The sequence below is a fragment of the Salegentibacter sp. Hel_I_6 genome (assembly GCF_000745315.1).
Lineage (GTDB): Bacteria > Bacteroidota > Bacteroidia > Flavobacteriales > Flavobacteriaceae > Salegentibacter.
Genome location: NZ_JQNQ01000001.1, coordinates 3,988,526 through 4,009,277, shown reverse-complemented (window position 1 = coordinate 4,009,277; position 20,752 = coordinate 3,988,526). Strand labels below are relative to the sequence as shown.

Here is a 20,752-nt window from a genome sequence, read left to right as displayed (position 1 = left end):
ATATTATTGTATTTAAATTAATCCTTTGTATTTCCTGAAAAACCATTCTGCGGCAAGTATTGAAACAAGCAGAAAGAGAAGGTAGTACCAGTCTATCAAAGGTACGTTTTTTTGCTGGCTTTTTTGAACAGGTTTGTACTTATCATTGGAAAGAAGTTCGTTTTTAAGCTCTTGAAGTTTATCCGGATAAAATAACGCTGTGCCAGAGTTTTCTGCTAATACCGTCATTGCATTTTTATTGGCACCAATAAATTGCTGTTCAATGTTAAAAGGAATTACCTCAAAGCTACCGGAGCGGGAAATGTCACTATTAGCTTCAAAAATCTTAAAATTATATGTACCGGGATTTAAATTTCCTAAATTAACCTCATAGCCATTGTTTTTTAAAACTAATTCTGATTCAATACTTTCTTCTGAATTTTTTGCGAAAATCTCCAAACTGGCATTTGAATCAAACTGATAGTTTTGATCAAAATAATTGGCCATTAACTTAATAAATTCATTTTCATAATAAAATGATTTATAATTTATCGTTAAACGTTCTCGCTGCCTGGCTGAAGCAAGATTCTGAACAAGCTTTCCTATAAAATTATCGAAATTTTCAAAAGATTTATCCTGCAAGTAAGTTGCAGCACGCCATCTCCAAATATTTTCCCCAAAAATAAAAGCATTCTTACCTTGTCCCTCTCCCTGTATAGCAATTAATGGTTGGTTAGTTTCTACATTCTCTATTTGCTGAAAATAGATACTTTCAAAATCATTACTTTGAATGCTTATCTCACCGAATGTATCTTCAAGTGGCGGAAAATTATTAAAACCCACTTCCTCGAATTGAAACTGATTAAAATTAGGATTTTTAGTTGCAAAAATTTCCTGGGGCTGGTTGGAGAAATCTTTTCTTACTGCATCCTGAATACTATTAACAAAATTCCAGTCGGTTTCTGTGCCTGAGATCAGCAGGTAATTCTGATTATTTTCCTGTAAATCCTCAAAAATAGAAGTAAATGCTGAATTGGGTTGATATAAAATTATTAATTGATATTCTCTAAGATTAGTAAGATCATCACCCACATATTTTATATCCAGTTGCCTTTGCTCGTTAGTTTCTATAGATTTTTTAAAAGTACCAATATCTGGATGTGGGATAGCGCTTATAAGTAAAATCTTGCTGCGTTCATCAATCACTTCAACCGCGAAACTTCTGCTATTATTTGCCGTATTCTTTTCATTGTCCAGCTTTACAATTTCAGCTTCATAAGAAAGCACCCCAAGGCTGGAAGCAGGAAGCTCAGTTTGGATCAATAAAGATCTATTGTCAGAATCTAAAGAAACATCTTCAGAAAAAACTACTTTTTCGCCCGATTTTATTAAAAACCGAGAATTTACTGGTTCTTCTCCTGAATAGGAAACAAAAGCTTCAACCGGAAAGCGGTTATTTAAAAAAGCGTAGGTATTTGTGTTTAAGCGTAAAACTTCTAAATCTAGATATTGTGTAGTATCCCCTACCACAAGAGGATAAATTTGCTGACTGCTACCAGGTTTGAAATAGCGAAAATCCCGGCCTGTAGTCTGATTTCCGTCAGAAATCAATACTACGGCAGCGCTTTTTCTTCTGGATAATTCTTTAAACGATTCCAGCGCGCTATTTATATTGGTTTGCCGGGCTTTAAATTCAGCAGTATTTGAATTTAGCAATTCATTTCCGAAGTTATATTGAAACACCTCAAAACGCTCCTGAATTGCGTCATCTTCTTTCAACCTCTGAAGAAGTTCCTGAACCGTGTTGCCCTGTTCTAAATGCATGATAGATTCAGAATCGTCTACCGCTAAAATTAAATCTGGCTTTTCAAGTTCGTATGTTGTAGAAGTGATTTTTGGATTAATGAGCAATAAAAAAAGCACAAAAACGGAAAGAAAACGTAATGCAAAAAGAATATAAATATCCTTACCTCTTCTTTTTGATCTATAGCGATATTGAAAAAAAGCAAACCCCAGCGCGAAAATTGCAGCCAGGGCGATAATTAAAATTGTTGATAGATCCATTAAAGTTAAGATAGTTAATCGTTATTGGTTAAAAGTTAAAAGTTCTAATAACAATTAACTCTTAACTACTAACTTATCTAGGTATGCATTCCGCCGTCAACGTGAAGTACTTGTCCAGTGATATAAGAACTAAGGTCACTTCCAAGGAAAACGCAAGCGTTGGCTATATCTTCTGGAGCTCCACCACGTTTCAGAGGAATTGCCTGTCTCCAGCCATCCACAACTTTCTCGTCTAGTTTTTCAGTCATTTCGGTTTCTATGAAACCGGGAGCGATCACGTTTGTTCTAATATTTCTAGAACCCAATTCCTGCGCCATAGATTTAGAAAAACCTATAATACCAGATTTAGAAGCCGCGTAATTTGCCTGGCCCGCGTTTCCGGTTACTCCAACTACAGAACTCATATTAATGATACTACCTTTGCGTTGTTTCAACATAGTACGTTGTACCGCTTTGGTCATATTAAAAATTGACTTAAGGTTTACTTCAATCACCTTATCAAAATCTTCTTCGCTCATTCGCATCAGCAAATTATCTTTTGTGATACCGGCGTTATTTATTAAAATATCTATACTTCCAAAATCTTCTGCCACGTCTTTAATAAGCTGTTCTGCTTCCTTAAAACTGGCAGCATTAGATTGATAAGCTTTCGCTTTTACTCCAAGTTTGCTCAATTCGTCGGCTAATGCGTTGGCTGATTTGGCCGAAGAATTATAGGTAAAAGCTACATTGGCACCGTGTTCTGCAAAGACTTTAGCTATTCCTTTTCCTATTCCCCGGCTACCACCGGTTATTATGGCATTCTTTCCTTCTAATAATTTCATTTTCTGGCTTATTTTTTAATATAAATCAAATATAATAATACTAAACTTAGGGTATAAAAAAACCTCCTGAAATCTCAGGAGGTTTTTATTTATTCTATGGCGATTACATTTTCACTTCAGCAGGTACTTGTTTCTCGTAATTAAATAAGAAATCAATATCCATTTCCTGAACTTGTCCCAGTTTGGAAAGCGCCTCAATATTTACTTCCTCTTTATCACCAATAACCAAAACATTATAATTCTGGCCTTTAATATTTTTATTAAAGAATTCCTTTAAATCAGCCAGGCTCATATCCTGAATAGTTTCATACATCTCTTTGCGCATATCATTATCCAGGCCTCTTTTCTTTAAAGACTCGTAACTCCAGAAAATTGAAGTTTTTGTAATACGCTCTGCAGCAATCTTTTTAAGGGCAGCTTCTTTAGCAGCCTGAAATTGTTCTTCGGCTTCCGGCATGTTGGTCATTAGCTCCATCATAGCATCTACGGCCTGTGGCATTTTATTAGCCTGGGTACCGATATAAGCCATCACATAATTTGGTTTATCAACTTCTGAAGCCATTTGATAGCTCGAATAAGCCGAATAAGCCAGGGATTTAGACTCTCTAATTTCCTGGAAAACAATAGAAGAAAGTCCGCTACCAAAATAAGTGTTGAACAATGAGGTTGCAGCCATATTTTCTGCATCAAAATTTTCACCCTTGGCTAAGAAAAGCATTTCACTTTGCACCATATCGTAATCTACAAAGTAAACATTGCCGCCGGTTTCTTTTTCGGTATAAGATTTCGCCTCTGGATATTCCTTTAAATCAGATGGAACTTTGTAATTTTCATCTAAAGCAGCAACTGCGTTCTCTACATCTTTTCCGTAGTAAAAAATTCGTTGCTTATAATTGCGTAAATCTTTTAACTTCTGAACTAAATCCTCCGGATCTTTTTCCTGAAGTTCTGATGCGGTATACACATTTCTTAAACGAGAATCTTCACCATATTTACCGTAATTCATTAAACCGTTAAAAAGAATATTTCCCTTTTGGGTTTTACCATCCTGACGTTCTTTAAGAATTTGATCTACGTATTTTTCGTAAACTTCTTCGTTTACTGTTGCATTTTCCCAAAGATGATTTAAAAGTTTCATGCCTTCTGGCAGGTTTTCTTTTAAACCGCTTATACCAACATAAGTTCTATCGGTTCCGGAGTTCACAAAATAGTTAATCCCAAGTTTATAGAATTCCTGCTTCACCTCTTCTGGAGAATATTTATCTGTTCCCAAATAATCAAGATATCCTGCTGCCAGCGATAACTCCTTATCGTTATCCTGACCCATATCGAAAATAAAATATAGGTTGAATAAATCGTTAGTTTCATTTAAGATATATGAAACCGGAAGTCCATTTTCTGTTTCAGATTCTTTAATTGCATTCTTATAATCAACAAATTGAGGTTGTAGCTCTGGAGATTCGGTTTTATTGAATTCAGCTATAAAATCTGATTCTTTATCTCTATTTAGCTGAATAGGTGTAATCCCTGGATTTTCAACTTTAGCAATATTTGGATCTTCTCCTTTACGCTTGTAAACAGCTACATAATTATCTTTATAATACGTATTAGCAAAATCTACCAAATCCTGTTTTGAAATAGTAGCAAGCTCGTCAAGAAATTTCAAGTTTTCTTCCCAATCCTGAAAATGAATAAATGCATCTAAATGCGCATAAGCTACTGCCGATGCGTTTTCGTATTGACGAATATTAGATAATTTAAGATCATTTATAACCGCTTCAATAAGCCAGTCTTCAAAATCTCCACTTTTAATCTTTTCTACTTCTCCAATCAATAAATCTTTTACCTCTTCTAAAGACTGGCCTTCTTTCGGCATTCCGTAAAGCAAATGAAAGCCATAGTCGTTATCAAAATTGGTAAAGGAAGAGGCTCTTTGTACTTTTTGCTGCTGATTAAGATTTAAATCTATTAAACCTGCCTGTGAATTTGCCAAAATATAATCTATTAAAACTACCTTCTTTTGGTCTTCACTACCAACACCATTTGTTCTATACGCTAAATAAACAGATTCTGAAGTTGGTCCAAAAACCTCTTTTTCTATAGGCGCAGTAATTGGTTCAGCTTCCGCAAAGGATGGGTGGTTTACTTCTTTTTGCTCATAAGTTCCAAAAGCATCACTCACTTTTTGAATAGTAGTATCAAAATTAAGATCTCCAGATAAGATTACCGCCATATTATTAGGGACGTAATACTTGTTAAAGTAATCATGTATTGCTTCCATAGACGGATTCTTCAAATGATCTGACTCTCCAATAGTAGTTTGAGTTCCGTAAGGATGATTAGGGTAAAGACCTTCTAAAACTGCCTGGTATTGCTTACGTCCATCACTATCCTGGCCACGGTTAAATTCTTCGTAAACAGCTTCAAGTTCTGTATGGAATAATCTTAATACCAACTCACTAAAACGTTCGCTTTCAACCTTTAGCCATCTATCAAGTTCATTAGAAGGAATTTTATTTACATAAACGGTTTGTTCACTGGAAGTGAAAGCGTTTGTGCCTTCAGAACCAAGAGAGCTAACCATTTTATCGTATTCATTAGCAATAGATAGTTTAGAAGCTTCTTGAGAAACCGAATCTATTTTTTTGTAAATCTTTTTCTTTTTCTCTGCATCTGTAGTACTTTTGTGCTCTTCATAAAGATTTGAAATTTCTTTTAAAAGTACCTGTTCTTTTTCCCAATCCTGGGTGCCAATTTCGCTGGTACCTTTAAATACCATATGTTCTAAATAATGGGCAAGACCGGTATTATCTGCAGGATCGTAAGTTGAACCTGCTCTCACGGCGATAAGGGTTTGGATTTTTGGTTCCTCCTCGTTTTTACTCAAGTAAACCTTAAGGCCATTATCTAGCGTGTATAGGCGTAAACCGGTGGGATCGTTAGCGTAAGTTACATAATTAAAGCCAGCATCATCGGTGTGATTTTCGGAAGCTTTTTCTTCCTTTTTATCATCGTTACAAGCCGTAGCTAAAATGAAAAGAAAGGCAAATAAAGGAAAATAGAATTTCTTCATACTAAATAAAAATTGGTTAAAAACAAAAAGTTCGCTAATGTTAGACATCAGCGAACTTAAAACGTTACATTTTTATTTAGATTTTCACATTTAGCCTTTCATAACCTCGGCTACTTTTTTTCCAATTTCTGCTGGAGAATCTACAACGTGAATTCCATTTTCTTTAAGAATAGCTTTCTTAGCCTGAGCTGTATCTTCGCTACCGCCAACAATTGCTCCTGCGTGACCCATTGTACGACCTGCTGGTGCAGTTTCTCCCGCGATAAAACCTACAACCGGTTTTCTATTTCCATTTTCTTTAATCCACTTAGCTGCATCTGCTTCTAATTGGCCTCCAATTTCACCGATCATTACGATACATTCGGTTTCATCATCATTCATCAGTAATTCTACAGCTTCTTTTGTTGTAGTTCCAATAATTGGATCTCCACCAATACCAATAGCGGTAGTAATTCCAAGACCTTGCTTTACAACCTGGTCTGCAGCTTCATAAGTTAAAGTACCCGATTTAGATACAATTCCTACTTTTCCTTTTTTGAAAACAAAGCCTGGCATGATACCAACTTTTGCTTCTCCAGGAGTGATTACCCCAGGGCAGTTAGGTCCTACCAAACGGCAATCTCTATCCTGAATATAATCGTATGCTTTTACCATATCGGCAACAGGAATACCTTCAGTAATTGTGATAATTACTTTAATCCCGGCATCTGCAGCTTCCATAATTGCATCAGCAGCAAAGGCTGGTGGTACAAAAATTATAGAAACATCTGCACCAGTTTTTTCAACAGCATCAGATACTGTATTAAAAACCGGTTTGTTAAGGTGTTTTTGACCTCCTTTACCTGGAGTTACACCTCCAACAACGTTGGTTCCGTATTCTATCATTTGTTCAGCGTGAAAAGTACCTTCGCTACCGGTAAATCCCTGAACTATTATTTTTGAATTTTTATTGACTAAAACGCTCATAAATTTTTTGATTTTTGCGATTACAAAAGTAGGTTTTTAAATATAAAACCTAAAGTTTTTTCAATCTTTATTGGGGTTTTAGTCTTAAAATTGAACTAAAATTTTAGCCTAAAACCATATTATTTAAGAAAGCTAAAAAATTAAGACCAGGGACTTTCATCTATCTCCTCACCAAGTTGTGAGATTTGAACACCTTTAAAAAGCTTATTGTCTTTAAGTTCCCAAATAGCCATAAAATGCGCAAGAGGCATTTCTTCATCTGGATTCTCTATAGTTTTTACGTAATAAGTAAACTGAATAGCGATTTGGTTAGCTTCTTCTACAACTTTTTCAACTTCAGCTTTTAAAGACTCAAAATTTTTAGCCATATCGTTTCTAATAACCAGAATCTCTTCAAAATCCAGTTTCTTGAGTCCGGTGGTGCCATACCAGGTAAGATTAACATTGGGATGCAAATAATTGTCTAAAACTCCTTTATCACCATTAAATAAGGAAGTATAAAAATTCTCAACAATCTCTTTACTTTTTACGCCCATAGTATATTTTATTTTAATTTTTCCAGCAATTTAGGTAATTGCCTTAAGAGTGCCAATTCTTTTAATTTAGCTCTGGCTTCCATAGCTGGATTTCCGGTATAAATTTTATTGGCTTTGGTCGATTTTGTAATTCCGGCTTTTCCCATAAGGACACCGCCCTTTTCTACGGTTATTCCACTACGCATTCCAACCTGCCCCCAAACGGTTACTTCATCTTCAATAATCACAGCTCCTGCGATTCCTACCTGACTTGCGATTAAACATTTTTTTCCAATTATCGTATCATGACCCACCTGAATTAAATTATCCAGTTTAGTGCCTTCTTTTATAGTAGTATCTCCGGTAACCCCTTTATCTATGGTGCAATTTGCGCCAATCTCAACATTATCTTCAATAACCACGCGACCACCAGATCGCAGTTTATCAAAGCCTTCTGTACGATTCTTATAATAGAAAGCATCACCACCTAAAACAGTTCCCGAATGAATAATCACGTTATTTCCAATCACCGCATTATCATAAATACTAACATTAGCATGAATAAGGCAATTACTTCCAATCTTCACATTATGTCCAATAAAAGTATTAGGCTGAATAATTGTGCCCTCCCCTATTTGGGCCGAATCTGAAATAGATTTTTCAGCTTTTTTAAAAGGCTTAAAATATTGAGTAAGTTTATTAAAATCTGAAAAAGGATCTTCAGATATAAGCAAAGCTTTTCCTTCCGGGCAATCAACTCTTTTGTTAATTAGAATTACAGTTGCAGCAGAGTTTAAGGCTTTATCATAGTATTTTGGATGATCTACAAAAACAATATCGCCTGGTGTCACCACGTGAATTTCATTCATTCCCAAAATCGGGAAATTGGCATCGCCAATATATTGGCAATCAATAATTGTAGCGATTTGCTGAAGTGTATGTTCCTGTGGAAATTTCATATGCTAATTTAAAAAATTAGTCATCCTGAATTTTTTTCAGGATCTAACGTGTTTATTATCAAAACATATTAGAAGCTGAAACAAGTTCAGATTGACGAAAAAAGCTTTTTCGAAAAAAATATAAACTATTCTTTAATTCTTTCCTTGTAAGTCCCTTTTTCAGTTTCAATTCTAACTTTGTCTCCTTCGTTTATAAAAAGAGGAACATTAACTTCGGCACCTGTTTCTACAGTTGCGGGTTTTGTAGCGTTTGTAGCCGTATTTCCTTTTACTCCGGGTTCGGTATGTGTTATTTCTAAAACAACACTTGCAGGCATTTCTACAGAAAGTGGCGCATTATCTTCAGTATTGATAATTACAGTTACAACTTCGCCTTCTTTTAATAGTTTCGGCTGATCTAATACACTTTCAACCAAACGAATTTGTGTATAATCTTCAACATTCATAAAATGATAGAATTCACCATCATTATATAGATACTGGAATTTATGCGTTTCTACACGTACATCTTCAATCTTATGACCGGCAGAAAAAGTATTCTCAATTACTTTCCCCGTAGTTACACTTTTAAGTTTAGTTCTTACAAAAGCAGGACCTTTACCAGGTTTTACGTGTAAAAATTCTGTTATTTTATAAATATCGTGGTTGTAACGAATACATAACCCGTTTCTAATATCACTTGTACTTGCCATTTTAAATCAATTTTAATTTGAACTAAAGTATCCTTTCATGATACCTCGTTGCGAGTTTTTAATAAATTCTAAAATTTCGTCTCTTTCGGCGGTTGCCTGCATTTCAGCTTCAATAATTGCAACAGCCTGGGAATTGTTATAATTTTTCTGATATAAAATTCTATAAATATCCTGTATTTCCCGAATTTTTTCGGTTGTAAAACCTCTTCGGCGTAAACCAATAGAATTAATACCTACATAAGAAAGTGGCTCCCTACCTGCTTTAACAAAAGGTGGAACATCTTTTCTAACCAGAGAGCCCCCGGTTACAAAAGCATGTCTACCAATACTGCAATATTGCTGAATAGCAGCCATTCCTGCCAAAACCACGTAATCTCCAACGTTAATATGTCCTGCAAGAGTACTGTTATTAGAAAAAATACAATTATCTCCAACAGTACAATCGTGTGCAATATGGCAATAAGCCATAATCCAACAATTTTTACCAATCACGGTTTTCATTCTATCTGTGGTTCCGCGATTTATGGTCACACATTCTCTAACCGTGGTATTATCACCAATAACCGTTATGGTATCTTCGTCATCAAACTTTTTATCCTGCGGAATAGCAGAAATAACGGCTCCCGGAAAAATACTGCAGTTCTTTCCAATACGGGCACCTTCCATAATAGTTACGTTAGATCCTATCCAGGTTCCCTCGCCTATTACTACGTTATTATGTATGGTAGTAAAAGGTTCTATCACTACATTTTTAGCAATTTTGGCTCCCGGATGTACGTAAGCTAAAGGCTGGTTCATATTTTTTATTTTGATTTTACAATTTGCGCCATAAGTACCGCTTCGGTAGCTAATTTACCATTTACATAGGCATAACCCTGCATTTGGCAAATACCTCTGCGAATAGGCGCCAGTAATTCTAATTTGAATATTAAAGTATCTCCAGGTACTACCTGTTGTTTAAATCTTACATTATCTATTTTCATAAAATAAGTAAGATAATTTTCTGGATCTGGAACAGATTTTAAAGCAAGGATTCCACCAGTTTGCGCCATAGCTTCTACCTGAAGCACTCCTGGCATTACCGGTTTTCCCGGGAAATGACCAACAAAAAAAGGCTCGTTCATGGTTACGTTCTTTAAACCAATCACGCATGTATCTGTACAACTATAAATTTTGTCTACCAATAAAAACGGTGAGCGATGTGGTAAAATATCCATAATATCAGTCACATCCATCAAAGGCTTTTGATCAAAATCTATCTTGGGTACATTATTCCTTTTTTCAGCTTTAATTATTTTGGCCAATTTTTTGGCAAACTGGGTATTTACATGATGTCCCGGTTTATTGGCAATCACTTTTCCTCGAATTCGTGTTCCTACTAAAGCAAGATCTCCCATAACATCAAGAAGTTTATGTCTTGCTGCTTCATTAGGGTAATGTAAAGTAAGATTATCCAGGATTCCGTTTTGCTTAACGGCAATATTATCTCTTTTAAAGGCTGCCCGAAGTTTTTGTAAGGTATCCTCGTTTATTTCTTTATCTACATAAACAATAGCATTGTTTAAGTCGCCTCCCTTTATCAATCCGTGATCTAATAAAGCTTCTAATTCGTGTAAAAAGCTGAAAGTTCTCGCATTGGATATTTCATCTTTAAACTGTGATAAATGAGAAATTGAAGCATTTTGCGTGCCCAAAACCTTGGTACCGAAATCTACCATGGTAGTGACCTGGTACTCATCGGCCGGCATAACGATAATTTCACTTCCGCTTTCATCGTCATGATAGGTAATTACTTCATCTACAATAAATTCTTCACGCTCAGCTTCCTGGGCAACGACTCCTGCTTTTTCTAGAGCTTCTACAAAGAATTTTGATGAACCATCCATTATTGGAGGTTCAGAAGCATTTAATTCAATAATAATATTATCTATATCCAAACCAACACAGGCTGCAAGAACGTGTTCTGAAGTTTGAATTTTCACGCCATTTTTTTCAAGATTGGTTCCGCGTTGTGTATTTACCACGTAACTTACATCTGCTTCAATCTCGGGTGCTCCTTCAAGGTCTATTCTTTTGAAAACATAACCGGTATTTTCTGAAGCAGGTTTAAAAGTCATTTTAACTTTTTGACCGGTATGCAGCCCAACTCCTTCAAGGGAAATCTCCTGATCTATGGTATGTTGTTTCGCCTGTTTATAAGCCATTGTTAATCTTTTTTTCTAATTGGTTAAGTGTATCTATAGATTTAGGTAAGTTTTTAAAATGAACATAAGATTTGGCGAAATCTCCATAACCAAATGCAGGTGAACCCTGCAACATTTCATCATCTTTCACATTTCGGCCTATTCCAGATTGTGCCTGTATTTTAACCCGATCTCCTATTTGTAAATGCCCTGCAATCCCGGCCTGACCTCCAATAAGACAGTTCTTGCCTATTTTGGTAGAACCCGCGATTCCGGTTTGCGCTGCTATGGCTGTATTAGAGCCTATTTCAACATTATGGGCGATCTGAATTTGATTATCCAGTTTCACTCCTTCTCTTATTATCGTAGATCCTAAAGTAGCTCTATCTATAGTTGTGCCTGCTCCAATGTCTACATTATCTTCAATAATCACATTTCCAATTTGTGGAACTTTAGAATATTTTCCATCATCACCGGGGCTAAAACCGAATCCATCGGCACCAATTATTGCTCCACTATGTAAAACGCAGTTATTTCCAATAATTGTTTCTGAATAGACTTTTACTCCAGGAAAAATTATAACGTCGTTGGCTATTTTTACATTGTCACCTATATAAGCATTAGGATAAATCTTTACATTATCTCCAATTTTTACATTTTCACCAATGTAAGCAAAGGCTCCTAAATAGAGGTTTTCTCCAAATTCAGCTGAATCTGAAACAAAACTGGGCTGTTCAATTCCCTTTTTATTTAGCTTTATTTGATTATAATACTCAAGTAATTTAGAAAATGCCTTATAAGCATCCTTAACTTTTATTAAAGTAGTAGTTATAGGTTCTTCAGCTTTAAAATCATTATTTACAATGGTTATTGAAGCCTGGGTAGTATATATATAAGAAATGTATTTCGGGTTACTTAGAAAAGTAAGGGAACCTTCCCCGCCTTCCTCTATTTTAGCTAATTCAGATACTTCGACCTCGGGATTGCCCTCAATCTCTCCGTCGAGAATCTCTGCTATTTGTGCTGCTGTAAATTTCATTCTGGCAAAAGTAAAAAAAAAGCGTTAATGTTTGGTCTTCGGGTAGCACATATAATACTTAACCACCGTTTTTGAAAGCGCTTTTAAATTTAATTGGTCTGATGCTTTAGCAACATCACTAATCTTTCCGTTTTTATGTAAAATATTTATATTATTATTTTCACTTTTATAAGCGGTGTTGGTCACTTCACCACTAAAAACAAAATAATCGGCTTCCTTAGCAGTAATATTTTCCTTCTTCTGAAGCGCTAATCGGTGTTTTTCAAGTTTTTCAGCTGATGGTTTTTTCCGTTTAATTTTCACTTTTAAAAGATCCCGGTTAATTATCATACTACACAAATTACTCAAAACAAAATCATCGTGATCCTGCCACTCTTTCATTGCTGAAATAATATCATAATCGTCTAAACGTGCAAAAATCGCTAAGGTTTCTGAAGTAAAATTTTCAGGTCCTATTTTATGCTGAAGAAAATATAAAAGTGGTTTACTGGCATTTAATGTTTCCCCTTTTTCAATAAGCTCTTTAGCGCGTTTTAAGACCCTAATTAAAAGCTGCTCAGCTACCAAACTGGTTTTGTGAAGATATACCTGCCAATACATTAACCTCCTGGCGACTAAAAATTTTTCTACAGAATAAATTCCTTTTTCTTCAATTACCAAATCGTCATTTACCACGTTTAGCATGGTAATTAAACGTTCGCTATTTATATTTCCTTCAGCAGCACCGGTATAAAAACTATCCCTTTTTAAATAATCGAGACGATCCATATCCAGCTGGCTGGTGATTAACTGATTTAAAAATCTTCGATTATAGGTTCCACGGAAAATCTGAAGGGCCAGCGTTAAACTTTGGTTAAAGTCACGGTTCATTTCTTCCATAAAAAGCAATGAAATACTTTCGTGATCAACGCCTTCTACTATGCTGTGTTCCATCGCGTGCGAGAACGGCCCATGGCCTATATCATGTAATAAAATTGCAATTTGCAAGGCTTCTTCTTCGGCTTCAGAAATCACAACCCCTTTATGCCGAAGTATTTGCACTGCTTTCTGCATTAAATGAACACAACCAATGGCGTGATGAAACCTGGTGTGATGAGCCCCGGGATATACCATATAAGACATTCCCATTTGGGAAATTCTACGAAGACGTTGAAAGTAAGGATGCTCAATAATACTAAAGATTCGCTCACTGGGGATGGTAATAAATCCGTAAATTGGGTCGTTTAGTATTTTAAGTTTGTTAGTTGAAGCCAAGCTATATAACGTATTAATTTATAACAAATATACATATATAGCTTTGGGAAGTACAAAAAGCAATAATTAAGTTATAAAAAACAAACTATCTCACATAAGTGAGGAGTAAATAATTTTAGAAAACGACTGGTAAAGTCGAAACAATAATTAAAGAATCAAATCTCATAATTATGAGTAAAAATATTGAAGGATGAATAAGATAAAAATACTTTGGGTAGATGATGAAATAGATTTACTGAAACCTCATATTTTGTTTCTGGAATCTAAAGATTATGAAGTTGTAACCAGCCAAAGCGGGACTGAAGCTTTAGAACAAATAGAAGAAGAGAGTTTTGATATTGTATTCCTGGACGAAAATATGCCGGGACTTACCGGCCTGGAAACGCTTGCAGAGATTAAAGAGAAAAGGGAAAACCTTCCTATTGTAATGATTACAAAAAGTGAGGAAGAATATATTATGGAGGAAGCTATTGGTAGTAAAATAGCCGATTATCTTATTAAACCGGTTAATCCAAATCAAATTCTGTTGAGTATTAAAAAGAACCTGGATCATTCCCGTTTGGTTTCTGAAAAAACTACTTCCAGCTATCAGCAGGAATTTAGAAAAATTGCGATGGAACTAAGCCAGGTTAATTCTTTTGAAGAATGGGCAGAGCTTTACCAGAAATTAATTTACTGGGAACTTCAACTTGAAGGTCTTGAAGATAGTGGGATGTTTGAAATTCTGGAATCTCAAAAGAACGAAGCAAATACGCAATTTTGCAAGTTTATTGATAAAAATTATCCGGAGTGGTTTGAAAAAGGTGGAGATGCACCAATAATGTCGCACACTATTTTTAAGGAGAAAGTAATTCCGGAAATTAGCAACGAACAACCTACTTTACTTGTTGTTGTAGATAATTTAAGATACGACCAGTGGAAGGCCCTGGAACCAGTGATATCAAATTATTACAAAAAGGAAAAAGAGGAACCTTATTACAGTATTTTACCCACCGCCACGCAATATGCTCGTAATGCAATGTTTTCGGGTTTAATGCCCGCCGATATGGAAAAAAGATTTCCGCAGTATTGGAAAAACGATACTGATGAAGGCGGAAAAAACAATCATGAAGCCGAGTTTTTAAATGAACAGCTGAAGAGACTTGGAAAAACTTATAAGCACGAATATCATAAAATCACCAGTTTAAAAGCAGGAAAGAAATTAGCCGAGAACTTTAAAAAACAAAAGGACAATGACCTTACGGTAGTCGTTTACAATTTTGTAGATATGCTTTCCCACTCCAAAACAGAGATGGAAGTAATTAAAGAGCTTGCTTCTAACGATAAGTCATATAGATCACTTACTCATAGTTGGTTTAAGAACTCGCCTTTACTTGATATTATTCAGCAGGCGAGACAACTTGGGTTTAAATTGATCCTAACTACAGATCACGGTACTATTAATGCTAAAAATCCTTCTAAAGTAATTGGTGATAAAAACACCAGTTTAAATCTTAGATATAAAACCGGAAAAAGCCTTACGTATGAAGATAAAGATGTTTTAGCGGCGACCGATCCTAAAAGTATTCACCTTCCCAGTATAAATATGAGTAGCTCCTTTATATTTGCGAAAGGCGATCTCTTTTTTGCTTATCCTAATAATTTTAATCATTATGTAAGCTACTACCGTAACACTTATCAGCACGGTGGTGTTTCCCTGGAAGAAATGATTATTCCTTTTGTAGTAATGAATCCAAAATAGGGGATTAATCCCTGATTTCTAGCAAAATATAGGGGATATTAATTTATTCCCTATCTTTGCTATGCCTAAAATCTATATTACCAATGCCTGTTACCTACAATTTAGCCCAAATTGACGAGGCTGTACAGTATATTATTAAACACGCTAAAAGTAATGTTCTATTATTTTATGGCGAGATGGGTGCTGGTAAAACTACACTTATAAAAGCTTTAGTAGAAGCTTTAGGAAGTAAGGATAAAGTATCAAGCCCAACATTTTCATTAGTTAATGAATATCACACTCCCCGGGAACCAATTTATCATTTTGATTTTTATAGACTTGAAGACCCCAATGAAGCTCTGGATATAGGTATTGAAGAATATTTTAATTCTAAAGGTTGGATTTTTATTGAATGGCCACAAAAAATACAGGAATTCCTGGAGGAAAACTTTCAAAAAGTTGAGATTATTATCGAAGACAAAAATATAAGAATGTTAAAGTTGTGTTAATGGATTGTTAAGAGTATCCTCTTTTGAAAATAATAGTAGTGTTAGCAATCAATTAGGTTTTAGTATAGATTAATAAAGTTAAAATTAGAAATATGCATTTTAATGATATTTTTCGACATTAAACTTTTATCAGTGTAAAGTATTTTTTCATAAAAAATAGCCATATTTTTGCTTAAAAAAGGGCGCAAAAGTACGATTAATGTATTAATTTTTAGTGTTTTATAATTTTATAGGTTTGCTTCAGTAAACAAAACGAAATAACAATCTAAACTATAATATTATGAAACTTAAAGCAGTACTTTTTTCAGTAGCAATTTTTGGAGCATCTTTTTTTGTAACTTCAACTTCAGATAACGATTCAATTAATAATGACGAAATTAAAGAACAAGCTGTCGACAAAAGACTCATCAAAATTCCTTCTGCTGGGTAGTATTATTGCGATCAGTATTTCATTTTCACCATATTTATTTTATTCATATGAAATTTTCCCAAACGGTCGAGTTTGGGAAAATTCTTTTTTTACCTATGAAAGCAAATATTATGAAGATGTAATGACCGCAGCTTGGACTTATCTTGGGAAACTAACCCCTCTTTTTTTGTTATTTATATGGTTTTTCACATGCAAACATTGGTGGTACCACGCAATATTAATTCCAATTGCCATGTATTTTTACCAGATTATAGTAACCTTTTATGACGATGTATATGGCGATAGTTCTTTTATTATGGATACAGATGGATTAGTATATTTAGCACCTTTTTTTATCATAATTTTATCTTTGGTTTATCTTATCCGGATAAAAATCTTTGACCGTGTTTATGGTATAGACCTTAGTGAGATAGATGAAACCGATGTTTCTGTATTTTCACCAATTTCTGAAACTGAGCGTCGGGAAGTAAAATCTTTCCAGCAAGAGGAAGAAAAATACTGGGAACCGGCAGAAGAGGAATACTATACCCGACTTTAATAATCGCTATTTTCAAAAATAGTTGTAATTTTCCTTCTTTAAAGTTTTTAGCAATTAATTATGGCCAAACAGGTTTCGCCTTTTACCAAAGAGCAATTAATTCCGCAGGAAGAAACCCTGGAAATCTACAAAAATAAGGGACAATTTTTCATTGGAGTTCCTAAAGAAACCTCTTACCAGGAAAAACGTATATGTTTAAGTCCCGATGCAGTTGCAGCGATAACCGCTCACGGCCACAGGGTAATGATAGAATCTGGAGCCGGAAAATGGGCAAGATTTAGTGATAAAGATTATTCCAATGCGGGCGCTGAAATTACTAAAGACACTAAGAAAGTCTTCTCCTGCCCTACTATTCTTAAAATCGAACCACCTTCTATAGAAGAACTGGATCTAATAAATCCACAAACAATTTTAATTTCTGCGCTTCAGCTAAAAACGCAGTGTAAAGAATATTTTCAAAAGTTAGCTACAAAAAGAATTACCGCTCTTGGTTTCGAATTTATTAGGGACGATGACGGGAGTTATCCCATTGTTCGAGCATTAAGCGAAATTGCCGGGACGGCTTCCGTTTTAATTGCTTCTGAAATCATGAGCAATAACATTAATGGAAATGGTTTAATGTTTGGTAATATTAGCGGTGTTCCCCCGGTTGAAGTTGTGATTCTTGGTGCTGGAACCGTTGGCGAATTTGCCGCCAGATCTGCTTTAGGACTTGGAGCAAGTATCAAGGTTTTCGATAGTTCTCTTACCAGGCTTAGAAATATTCAATCTAATTTAAATCAAACCTTCTACACCTCTACCATTCAGCCTAAAAACCTGAGTAAAGCAATAAAACGTTGTGATGTTTTAATTGGAGCCGTACGCGGTAAAAACCGTTCGCCGGTGCTTATTACCGATGATATGGTGAGCAGTATGAAACGTGGCGCCGTAATTATAGATGTGAGCATAGATATGGGTGGCTGTATAGAAACCAGCGAGATCACCACGCACGATAAACCTATTTTCACTAAACACAGTGTATTACATTATTGTGTGCCAAATATTCCATCGCGCTATGCAAGAACGTCCTCACTTTCAATAAGTAACATTTTCACACCTTACCTTTTGCACATTGCTGAAGAAGGTGGCCTGGAAAACACCCTGCGTTTTGATAAAGGATTGCGAAATGGTTTGTATTTTTACCACGGAATTTTAACCAATAAATCTATAGCCGACTGGTTTGATCTTTCTTATAGGGATATTAATTTACTTATTTTCTAGATCGATTTTTATCAGTATTGCTTCCCAAATTTTTTTAAATGAAATTAATTCATAGAATTGGATATTTTTCGGTAGGCTTATTCTTCGGGATAGTGCTTTTACTTTTCTTTTTAAGTGGAAAAAAGACTTCTTGCGATTACTCACCCGATGCCCGTGTTTTAAAGAACATCAAAATAAAAGAGCGCAAATTTTCTGCGGAAGCTTTTAGCTTTTTTGAGAATAATAAATTAGACACGGCTTTAGTTTCTCAAAGCCTTGAAGATGGTGATGTAGATTTTAGCCGAAGCAATACCGATGCAAAACCTTGTAATATTTACCTGGTTACCAACGAAGTAAATTCAGCAATCCTTGAGCTTCAAATAGAAAATTGCGATAGCACAGCGACTATTCAGAAAGCAATTTTAAAAGATTAAATTAAAAAGAGTTTGCCTAAAGGTTACACCTAATAGACAAACTCTTTTTTATAGACTCTATCTACTCAGAAAGAATTTGATCGGTATGTTCTTTAGTTTTCACTTTCTTGATCACTTCTTCAATTTTCCCTTCTTCATCAATAACGAAAGTGGTTCTGTGAATTCCATCATATTCTTTTCCCATAAATTTCTTAGGCCCCCAAACGCCGTAAGCCTGGATCACTTCCTTATCTTCATCAGCCAATAGCGGAAAAGGAAATTCGTATTTATTTTTAAAGTTGGATTGCTTTTTTTGAGTATCGGCGCTTACGCCTAATATTGCATAACCTTTTTCCTGAAAACGCTCCCAGTTATCTCTTAGGTTACAGGCTTCAGCCGTGCAACCCGGTGTACTCGCTTTTGGATAAAAAAACAGAACCAGTTTTTTGCCTTTAAAATCTGATAATTTAACTGTATTTCCATCCTGATCTTTTACTGAAAATTCAGGGGCCTTATCCCCCGCTTCTAATGTTGTCATAATTCTTATTTTTGTATCGATTTAATCCTGAGTTGACCTCAAGAGTATTATAATTAGTTTTAAATCTCATTTATCTAGTAAATTTAAGCAATATGACCAAACAAGAAAAGGTTCAGTTCGTAATTGATACCTTAAACGATATTTATCCCGAAATTCCAATTCCGCTAGATCACAAAGATCCTTATACTTTATTAATTGCAGTTTTACTTTCAGCCCAAAGTACCGATGTAAAAGTAAACCAGATTACTCCAAAACTCTTTGAAATAGCCGATAACCCAATGGATATGGTGAAGCTTTCAGTAGAAGAAATCAGGGAAATAATTAAACCGGTTGGCCTATCCCCTATGAAATCTAAAGGAATTCATGGGCTATCTGAAATTATTCTTGAAAAACATAATGGGCAGGTTCCACAAAGTTTTGAAGCCCTGGAAGCTTTACCGGCAGTAGGTCACAAAACCGCAAGTGTGGTAATGGCGCAGGCATTTAATGTTCCTGCCTTTCCGGTAGATACGCATATTCACCGCTTGATGTTTCGCTGGAATTTAAGTAATGGTAAAAACGTTACTCAAACAGAAAAAGATGCGAAACGATTATTTCCAAAAGATCTTTGGAACAAATTACATTTACAAATTATTTGGTACGGGAGGCAATATTCCCCTGCGAGAGGCTGGGATCTTGAAAAAGATATTATTACCACAGAGATAGGCAGGAAAACAGTTATTGCTGACTATTATAAAAAGAAGAAATAACGCATTAAAAACAAAAAAGACCTGTTGGCTAACCAACAGGTCTTTTTTCTGCATTTTAATTAAGAATAGTGCCAAATTTTATTCCCTGGCAATCTACCATCCTTAATGCTTTAGAATAATTTAAAAGAAACTGTACAGTCTCTTTTTTAGGTTCTAAATTCCTGAACTGATCTTTTTTAGATAGTTTCTTAGTGTAAAGTTTCCTCATTAGATAATTTTTGCGTTGGTTTCTTATTCTAACGCAATCTTTTGAGAAATATTATAAATCAGTTTGTTAAAACGAGATTATGCTTTTCGATAATTTTCCGAAGATTTATTAAAGCATAACGCATTCGGCCTAAAGCAGTATTTATACTAACCCCCGTACGTTCAGAAATTTCCTTGAAGCTCATATCCTTGTAAATTCTCATGGTAAGAACTTCTAATTGATCTTCTGGTAACTCTTTTATAAGTTCCTTTACATCATTTTCTATTTGATCTTTGATGATTTGAGTTTCCACATTTAAATCTGAATCACTCAAAACCGAAAAAATATTAAAGTCGCCACTATTATCAAATTTTGGCATACGTTTATTTCTTCTAAAATGATCAATCACCAAGTTATGAGCAATGCGCATCACCCAGGGGAGAAATTTACCTTCTTCATTATATTTTCCTTTCTTTAAAGTATTGATGACTTTAATAAAGGTGTCCTGAAAAATATCTTCGGCGACATCACGATCAAAAACTTTTGAGAAAATAAAACTGTAAATTCGGTGCTGGTGCCTGTTAATAAGCTTGCTTAGTGCGCCTTCGTTTCCGTGCATATATTCACGCACAAGAACAGCGTCAGTGATTTCAACGTTATTCATATTAGTTACTTTTGTTCAGGACGGTAGGGGCTCCCGAGATTAGGTTATTTAGTTCTAAAAGTAACTTTATGCGATAGGCAGGTGTATTTTAAAAGATATTAATGGCCAAATATAGCAAGATAAATTCGACAAAAGCAAACAAAAGTTTAATTTTTTAACAATACAATAAGAATTTTATGGCTTTTTACCCTGCCGCTTATTAAGTATCTTTGCATCC

Annotated in this window: 21 protein-coding genes; 7 read left to right on the top strand and 14 right to left on the bottom strand. The window is 35.0% G+C overall.

All coding sequences use genetic code 11. From position 1 onward, the window contains the following. Positions 1–12: 12 nt before the first annotated feature. The 11 genes from FG27_RS17635 to FG27_RS17585 all read right to left on the bottom strand — a co-directional run bounded on the left by FG27_RS17635 (position 13) and on the right by FG27_RS17585 (position 13,548). The gene (locus FG27_RS17635) at positions 13–2,043 is read right to left on the bottom strand and encodes a hypothetical protein (RefSeq protein WP_037321457.1); all 2,031 of its coding nucleotides are present in this window, start codon (positions 2,041–2,043) and stop codon (positions 13–15) included. A 77-nt stretch (positions 2,044–2,120) separates the two neighbouring features. Further along, positions 2,121–2,867, bottom strand: a complete 747-nt coding sequence (gene fabG / locus FG27_RS17630; RefSeq protein WP_037321455.1) for a 3-oxoacyl-[acyl-carrier-protein] reductase — start codon at positions 2,865–2,867, stop codon at positions 2,121–2,123. Between the two features lie 103 nt (positions 2,868–2,970). Next, positions 2,971–5,940, bottom strand: a complete 2,970-nt coding sequence (locus tag FG27_RS17625; protein WP_037322459.1) for a pitrilysin family protein — start codon at positions 5,938–5,940, stop codon at positions 2,971–2,973. Positions 5,941–6,030: 90 nt separating this feature from the next. After that, positions 6,031–6,906 (bottom strand): succinate--CoA ligase subunit alpha, encoded by an 876-nt coding sequence (sucD, locus tag FG27_RS17620; RefSeq protein WP_037321452.1) that lies wholly within the window; start codon positions 6,904–6,906, stop codon positions 6,031–6,033. Positions 6,907–7,046: 140 nt separating this feature from the next. Beyond that, a complete protein-coding gene (locus FG27_RS17615; protein WP_037321450.1) occupies positions 7,047–7,442 on the bottom strand; it encodes a nuclear transport factor 2 family protein in 396 nt (131 codons plus the stop codon). A gap of 8 nt (positions 7,443–7,450) precedes the next feature. Next, positions 7,451–8,380, bottom strand: a complete 930-nt coding sequence (locus tag FG27_RS17610) for a UDP-3-O-(3-hydroxymyristoyl)glucosamine N-acyltransferase (RefSeq protein ID WP_037321448.1) — start codon at positions 8,378–8,380, stop codon at positions 7,451–7,453. 125 nt (positions 8,381–8,505) lie between these two features. Then, the gene (gene efp / locus FG27_RS17605) at positions 8,506–9,072 is read right to left on the bottom strand and encodes an elongation factor P (RefSeq protein WP_037321446.1); all 567 of its coding nucleotides are present in this window, start codon (positions 9,070–9,072) and stop codon (positions 8,506–8,508) included. A 12-nt stretch (positions 9,073–9,084) separates the two neighbouring features. Further along, entirely contained in the window at positions 9,085–9,870 is a 786-nt protein-coding gene (lpxA, locus tag FG27_RS17600; protein ID WP_037321444.1) for an acyl-ACP--UDP-N-acetylglucosamine O-acyltransferase, read from the bottom strand. A gap of 5 nt (positions 9,871–9,875) precedes the next feature. Continuing rightward, positions 9,876–11,276, bottom strand: a complete 1,401-nt coding sequence (locus FG27_RS17595; protein ID WP_037321441.1) for a bifunctional UDP-3-O-[3-hydroxymyristoyl] N-acetylglucosamine deacetylase/3-hydroxyacyl-ACP dehydratase — start codon at positions 11,274–11,276, stop codon at positions 9,876–9,878. After that, positions 11,266–12,294 carry a UDP-3-O-(3-hydroxymyristoyl)glucosamine N-acyltransferase gene (lpxD, locus tag FG27_RS17590; RefSeq protein ID WP_037321439.1) on the bottom strand — a complete coding sequence of 343 codons (1,029 nt, stop codon included), beginning with the start codon at positions 12,292–12,294 and terminating at the stop codon, positions 11,266–11,268. The genes FG27_RS17595 and lpxD overlap by 11 nt, the downstream gene beginning before the upstream one ends. Before the next feature lie 24 nt (positions 12,295–12,318). Next, positions 12,319–13,548 carry an HD domain-containing protein gene (locus FG27_RS17585; protein WP_037321435.1) on the bottom strand — a complete coding sequence of 410 codons (1,230 nt, stop codon included), beginning with the start codon at positions 13,546–13,548 and terminating at the stop codon, positions 12,319–12,321. A gap of 190 nt (positions 13,549–13,738) precedes the next feature. On the opposite strand from FG27_RS17585, the gene FG27_RS17580 reads away from it, so the two are divergent. The 6 genes from FG27_RS17580 to FG27_RS17560 all read left to right on the top strand — a co-directional run bounded on the left by FG27_RS17580 (position 13,739) and on the right by FG27_RS17560 (position 18,418). After that, on the top strand, positions 13,739–15,289 hold the full coding sequence (locus FG27_RS17580) for a PglZ domain-containing protein (protein ID WP_037321433.1): 1,551 nt from the start codon (positions 13,739–13,741) through the stop codon (positions 15,287–15,289). Between the two features lie 83 nt (positions 15,290–15,372). Then, positions 15,373–15,777: a tRNA (adenosine(37)-N6)-threonylcarbamoyltransferase complex ATPase subunit type 1 TsaE gene (tsaE, locus tag FG27_RS17575; protein ID WP_037321431.1), complete on the top strand. Its 405-nt coding sequence runs from the start codon at positions 15,373–15,375 to the stop codon at positions 15,775–15,777. Positions 15,778–16,057: 280 nt separating this feature from the next. Beyond that, complete coding sequence (locus FG27_RS19310; protein ID WP_197051721.1) at positions 16,058–16,207, top strand: hypothetical protein; 150 nt, start codon at positions 16,058–16,060, stop codon at positions 16,205–16,207. Between the two features lie 232 nt (positions 16,208–16,439). After that, positions 16,440–16,745, top strand: coding sequence for a hypothetical protein (locus FG27_RS19470; RefSeq protein WP_231563357.1), 306 nt, complete (start codon positions 16,440–16,442; stop codon positions 16,743–16,745). A 60-nt stretch (positions 16,746–16,805) separates the two neighbouring features. Continuing rightward, positions 16,806–18,005, top strand: coding sequence for an alanine dehydrogenase (locus tag FG27_RS17565; protein ID WP_037321428.1), 1,200 nt, complete (start codon positions 16,806–16,808; stop codon positions 18,003–18,005). A 38-nt stretch (positions 18,006–18,043) separates the two neighbouring features. Then, positions 18,044–18,418 (top strand): DUF4258 domain-containing protein, encoded by a 375-nt coding sequence (locus FG27_RS17560; protein ID WP_037321426.1) that lies wholly within the window; start codon positions 18,044–18,046, stop codon positions 18,416–18,418. Between the two features lie 61 nt (positions 18,419–18,479). Here the strand turns inward: FG27_RS17560 and bcp are convergent, their stop codons facing one another. Then, positions 18,480–18,935, bottom strand: a complete 456-nt coding sequence (bcp, locus tag FG27_RS17555) for a thioredoxin-dependent thiol peroxidase (RefSeq protein WP_037321424.1) — start codon at positions 18,933–18,935, stop codon at positions 18,480–18,482. 92 nt (positions 18,936–19,027) lie between these two features. Here bcp and nth point away from each other — a divergent pair, with 92 nt between their 5' ends. After that, positions 19,028–19,684 carry an endonuclease III gene (gene nth / locus FG27_RS17550; RefSeq protein ID WP_037321422.1) on the top strand — a complete coding sequence of 219 codons (657 nt, stop codon included), beginning with the start codon at positions 19,028–19,030 and terminating at the stop codon, positions 19,682–19,684. A gap of 55 nt (positions 19,685–19,739) precedes the next feature. Here nth and FG27_RS19305 read toward each other — a convergent pair whose 3' ends face one another. After that, positions 19,740–19,892, bottom strand: a complete 153-nt coding sequence (locus FG27_RS19305) for a hypothetical protein (protein WP_197051697.1) — start codon at positions 19,890–19,892, stop codon at positions 19,740–19,742. Between the two features lie 58 nt (positions 19,893–19,950). Further along, positions 19,951–20,535 carry an RNA polymerase sigma factor gene (locus FG27_RS17545; protein ID WP_037321420.1) on the bottom strand — a complete coding sequence of 195 codons (585 nt, stop codon included), beginning with the start codon at positions 20,533–20,535 and terminating at the stop codon, positions 19,951–19,953. Positions 20,536–20,752 lie beyond the last annotated feature (217 nt).

Excerpts from the sequence above, each read along its gene's own strand:
- FG27_RS17635 (WP_037321457.1), bottom strand. The coding sequence starts at position 2,043 with ATGGATCTATCAACAATTTTAATTATCGCCCTGGCTGCAATTTTCGCG.
- fabG (WP_037321455.1), bottom strand. The coding sequence starts at position 2,867 with ATGAAATTATTAGAAGGAAAGAATGCCATAATAACCGGTGGTAGCCGG.
- FG27_RS17625 (WP_037322459.1), bottom strand. The coding sequence starts at position 5,940 with ATGAAGAAATTCTATTTTCCTTTATTTGCCTTTCTTTTCATTTTAGCT.
- sucD (WP_037321452.1), bottom strand. The coding sequence starts at position 6,906 with ATGAGCGTTTTAGTCAATAAAAATTCAAAAATAATAGTTCAGGGATTT.
- FG27_RS17615 (WP_037321450.1), bottom strand. The coding sequence starts at position 7,442 with ATGGGCGTAAAAAGTAAAGAGATTGTTGAGAATTTTTATACTTCCTTA.
- FG27_RS17610 (WP_037321448.1), bottom strand. The coding sequence starts at position 8,380 with ATGAAATTTCCACAGGAACATACACTTCAGCAAATCGCTACAATTATT.
- efp (WP_037321446.1), bottom strand. The coding sequence starts at position 9,072 with ATGGCAAGTACAAGTGATATTAGAAACGGGTTATGTATTCGTTACAAC.
- lpxA (WP_037321444.1), bottom strand. The coding sequence starts at position 9,870 with ATGAACCAGCCTTTAGCTTACGTACATCCGGGAGCCAAAATTGCTAAA.
- FG27_RS17595 (WP_037321441.1), bottom strand. The coding sequence starts at position 11,276 with ATGGCTTATAAACAGGCGAAACAACATACCATAGATCAGGAGATTTCC.
- lpxD (WP_037321439.1), bottom strand. The coding sequence starts at position 12,294 with ATGAAATTTACAGCAGCACAAATAGCAGAGATTCTCGACGGAGAGATT.
- FG27_RS17580 (WP_037321433.1), top strand. The coding sequence starts at position 13,739 with ATGAATAAGATAAAAATACTTTGGGTAGATGATGAAATAGATTTACTG.
- tsaE (WP_037321431.1), top strand. The coding sequence starts at position 15,373 with ATGCCTGTTACCTACAATTTAGCCCAAATTGACGAGGCTGTACAGTAT.
- FG27_RS19310 (WP_197051721.1), top strand. The coding sequence starts at position 16,058 with ATGAAACTTAAAGCAGTACTTTTTTCAGTAGCAATTTTTGGAGCATCT.
- FG27_RS19470 (WP_231563357.1), top strand. The coding sequence starts at position 16,440 with ATGTATTTTTACCAGATTATAGTAACCTTTTATGACGATGTATATGGC.
- FG27_RS17565 (WP_037321428.1), top strand. The coding sequence starts at position 16,806 with ATGGCCAAACAGGTTTCGCCTTTTACCAAAGAGCAATTAATTCCGCAG.
- FG27_RS17560 (WP_037321426.1), top strand. The coding sequence starts at position 18,044 with ATGAAATTAATTCATAGAATTGGATATTTTTCGGTAGGCTTATTCTTC.
- bcp (WP_037321424.1), bottom strand. The coding sequence starts at position 18,935 with ATGACAACATTAGAAGCGGGGGATAAGGCCCCTGAATTTTCAGTAAAA.
- nth (WP_037321422.1), top strand. The coding sequence starts at position 19,028 with ATGACCAAACAAGAAAAGGTTCAGTTCGTAATTGATACCTTAAACGAT.
- FG27_RS19305 (WP_197051697.1), bottom strand. The coding sequence starts at position 19,892 with ATGAGGAAACTTTACACTAAGAAACTATCTAAAAAAGATCAGTTCAGG.
- FG27_RS17545 (WP_037321420.1), bottom strand. The coding sequence starts at position 20,535 with ATGAATAACGTTGAAATCACTGACGCTGTTCTTGTGCGTGAATATATG.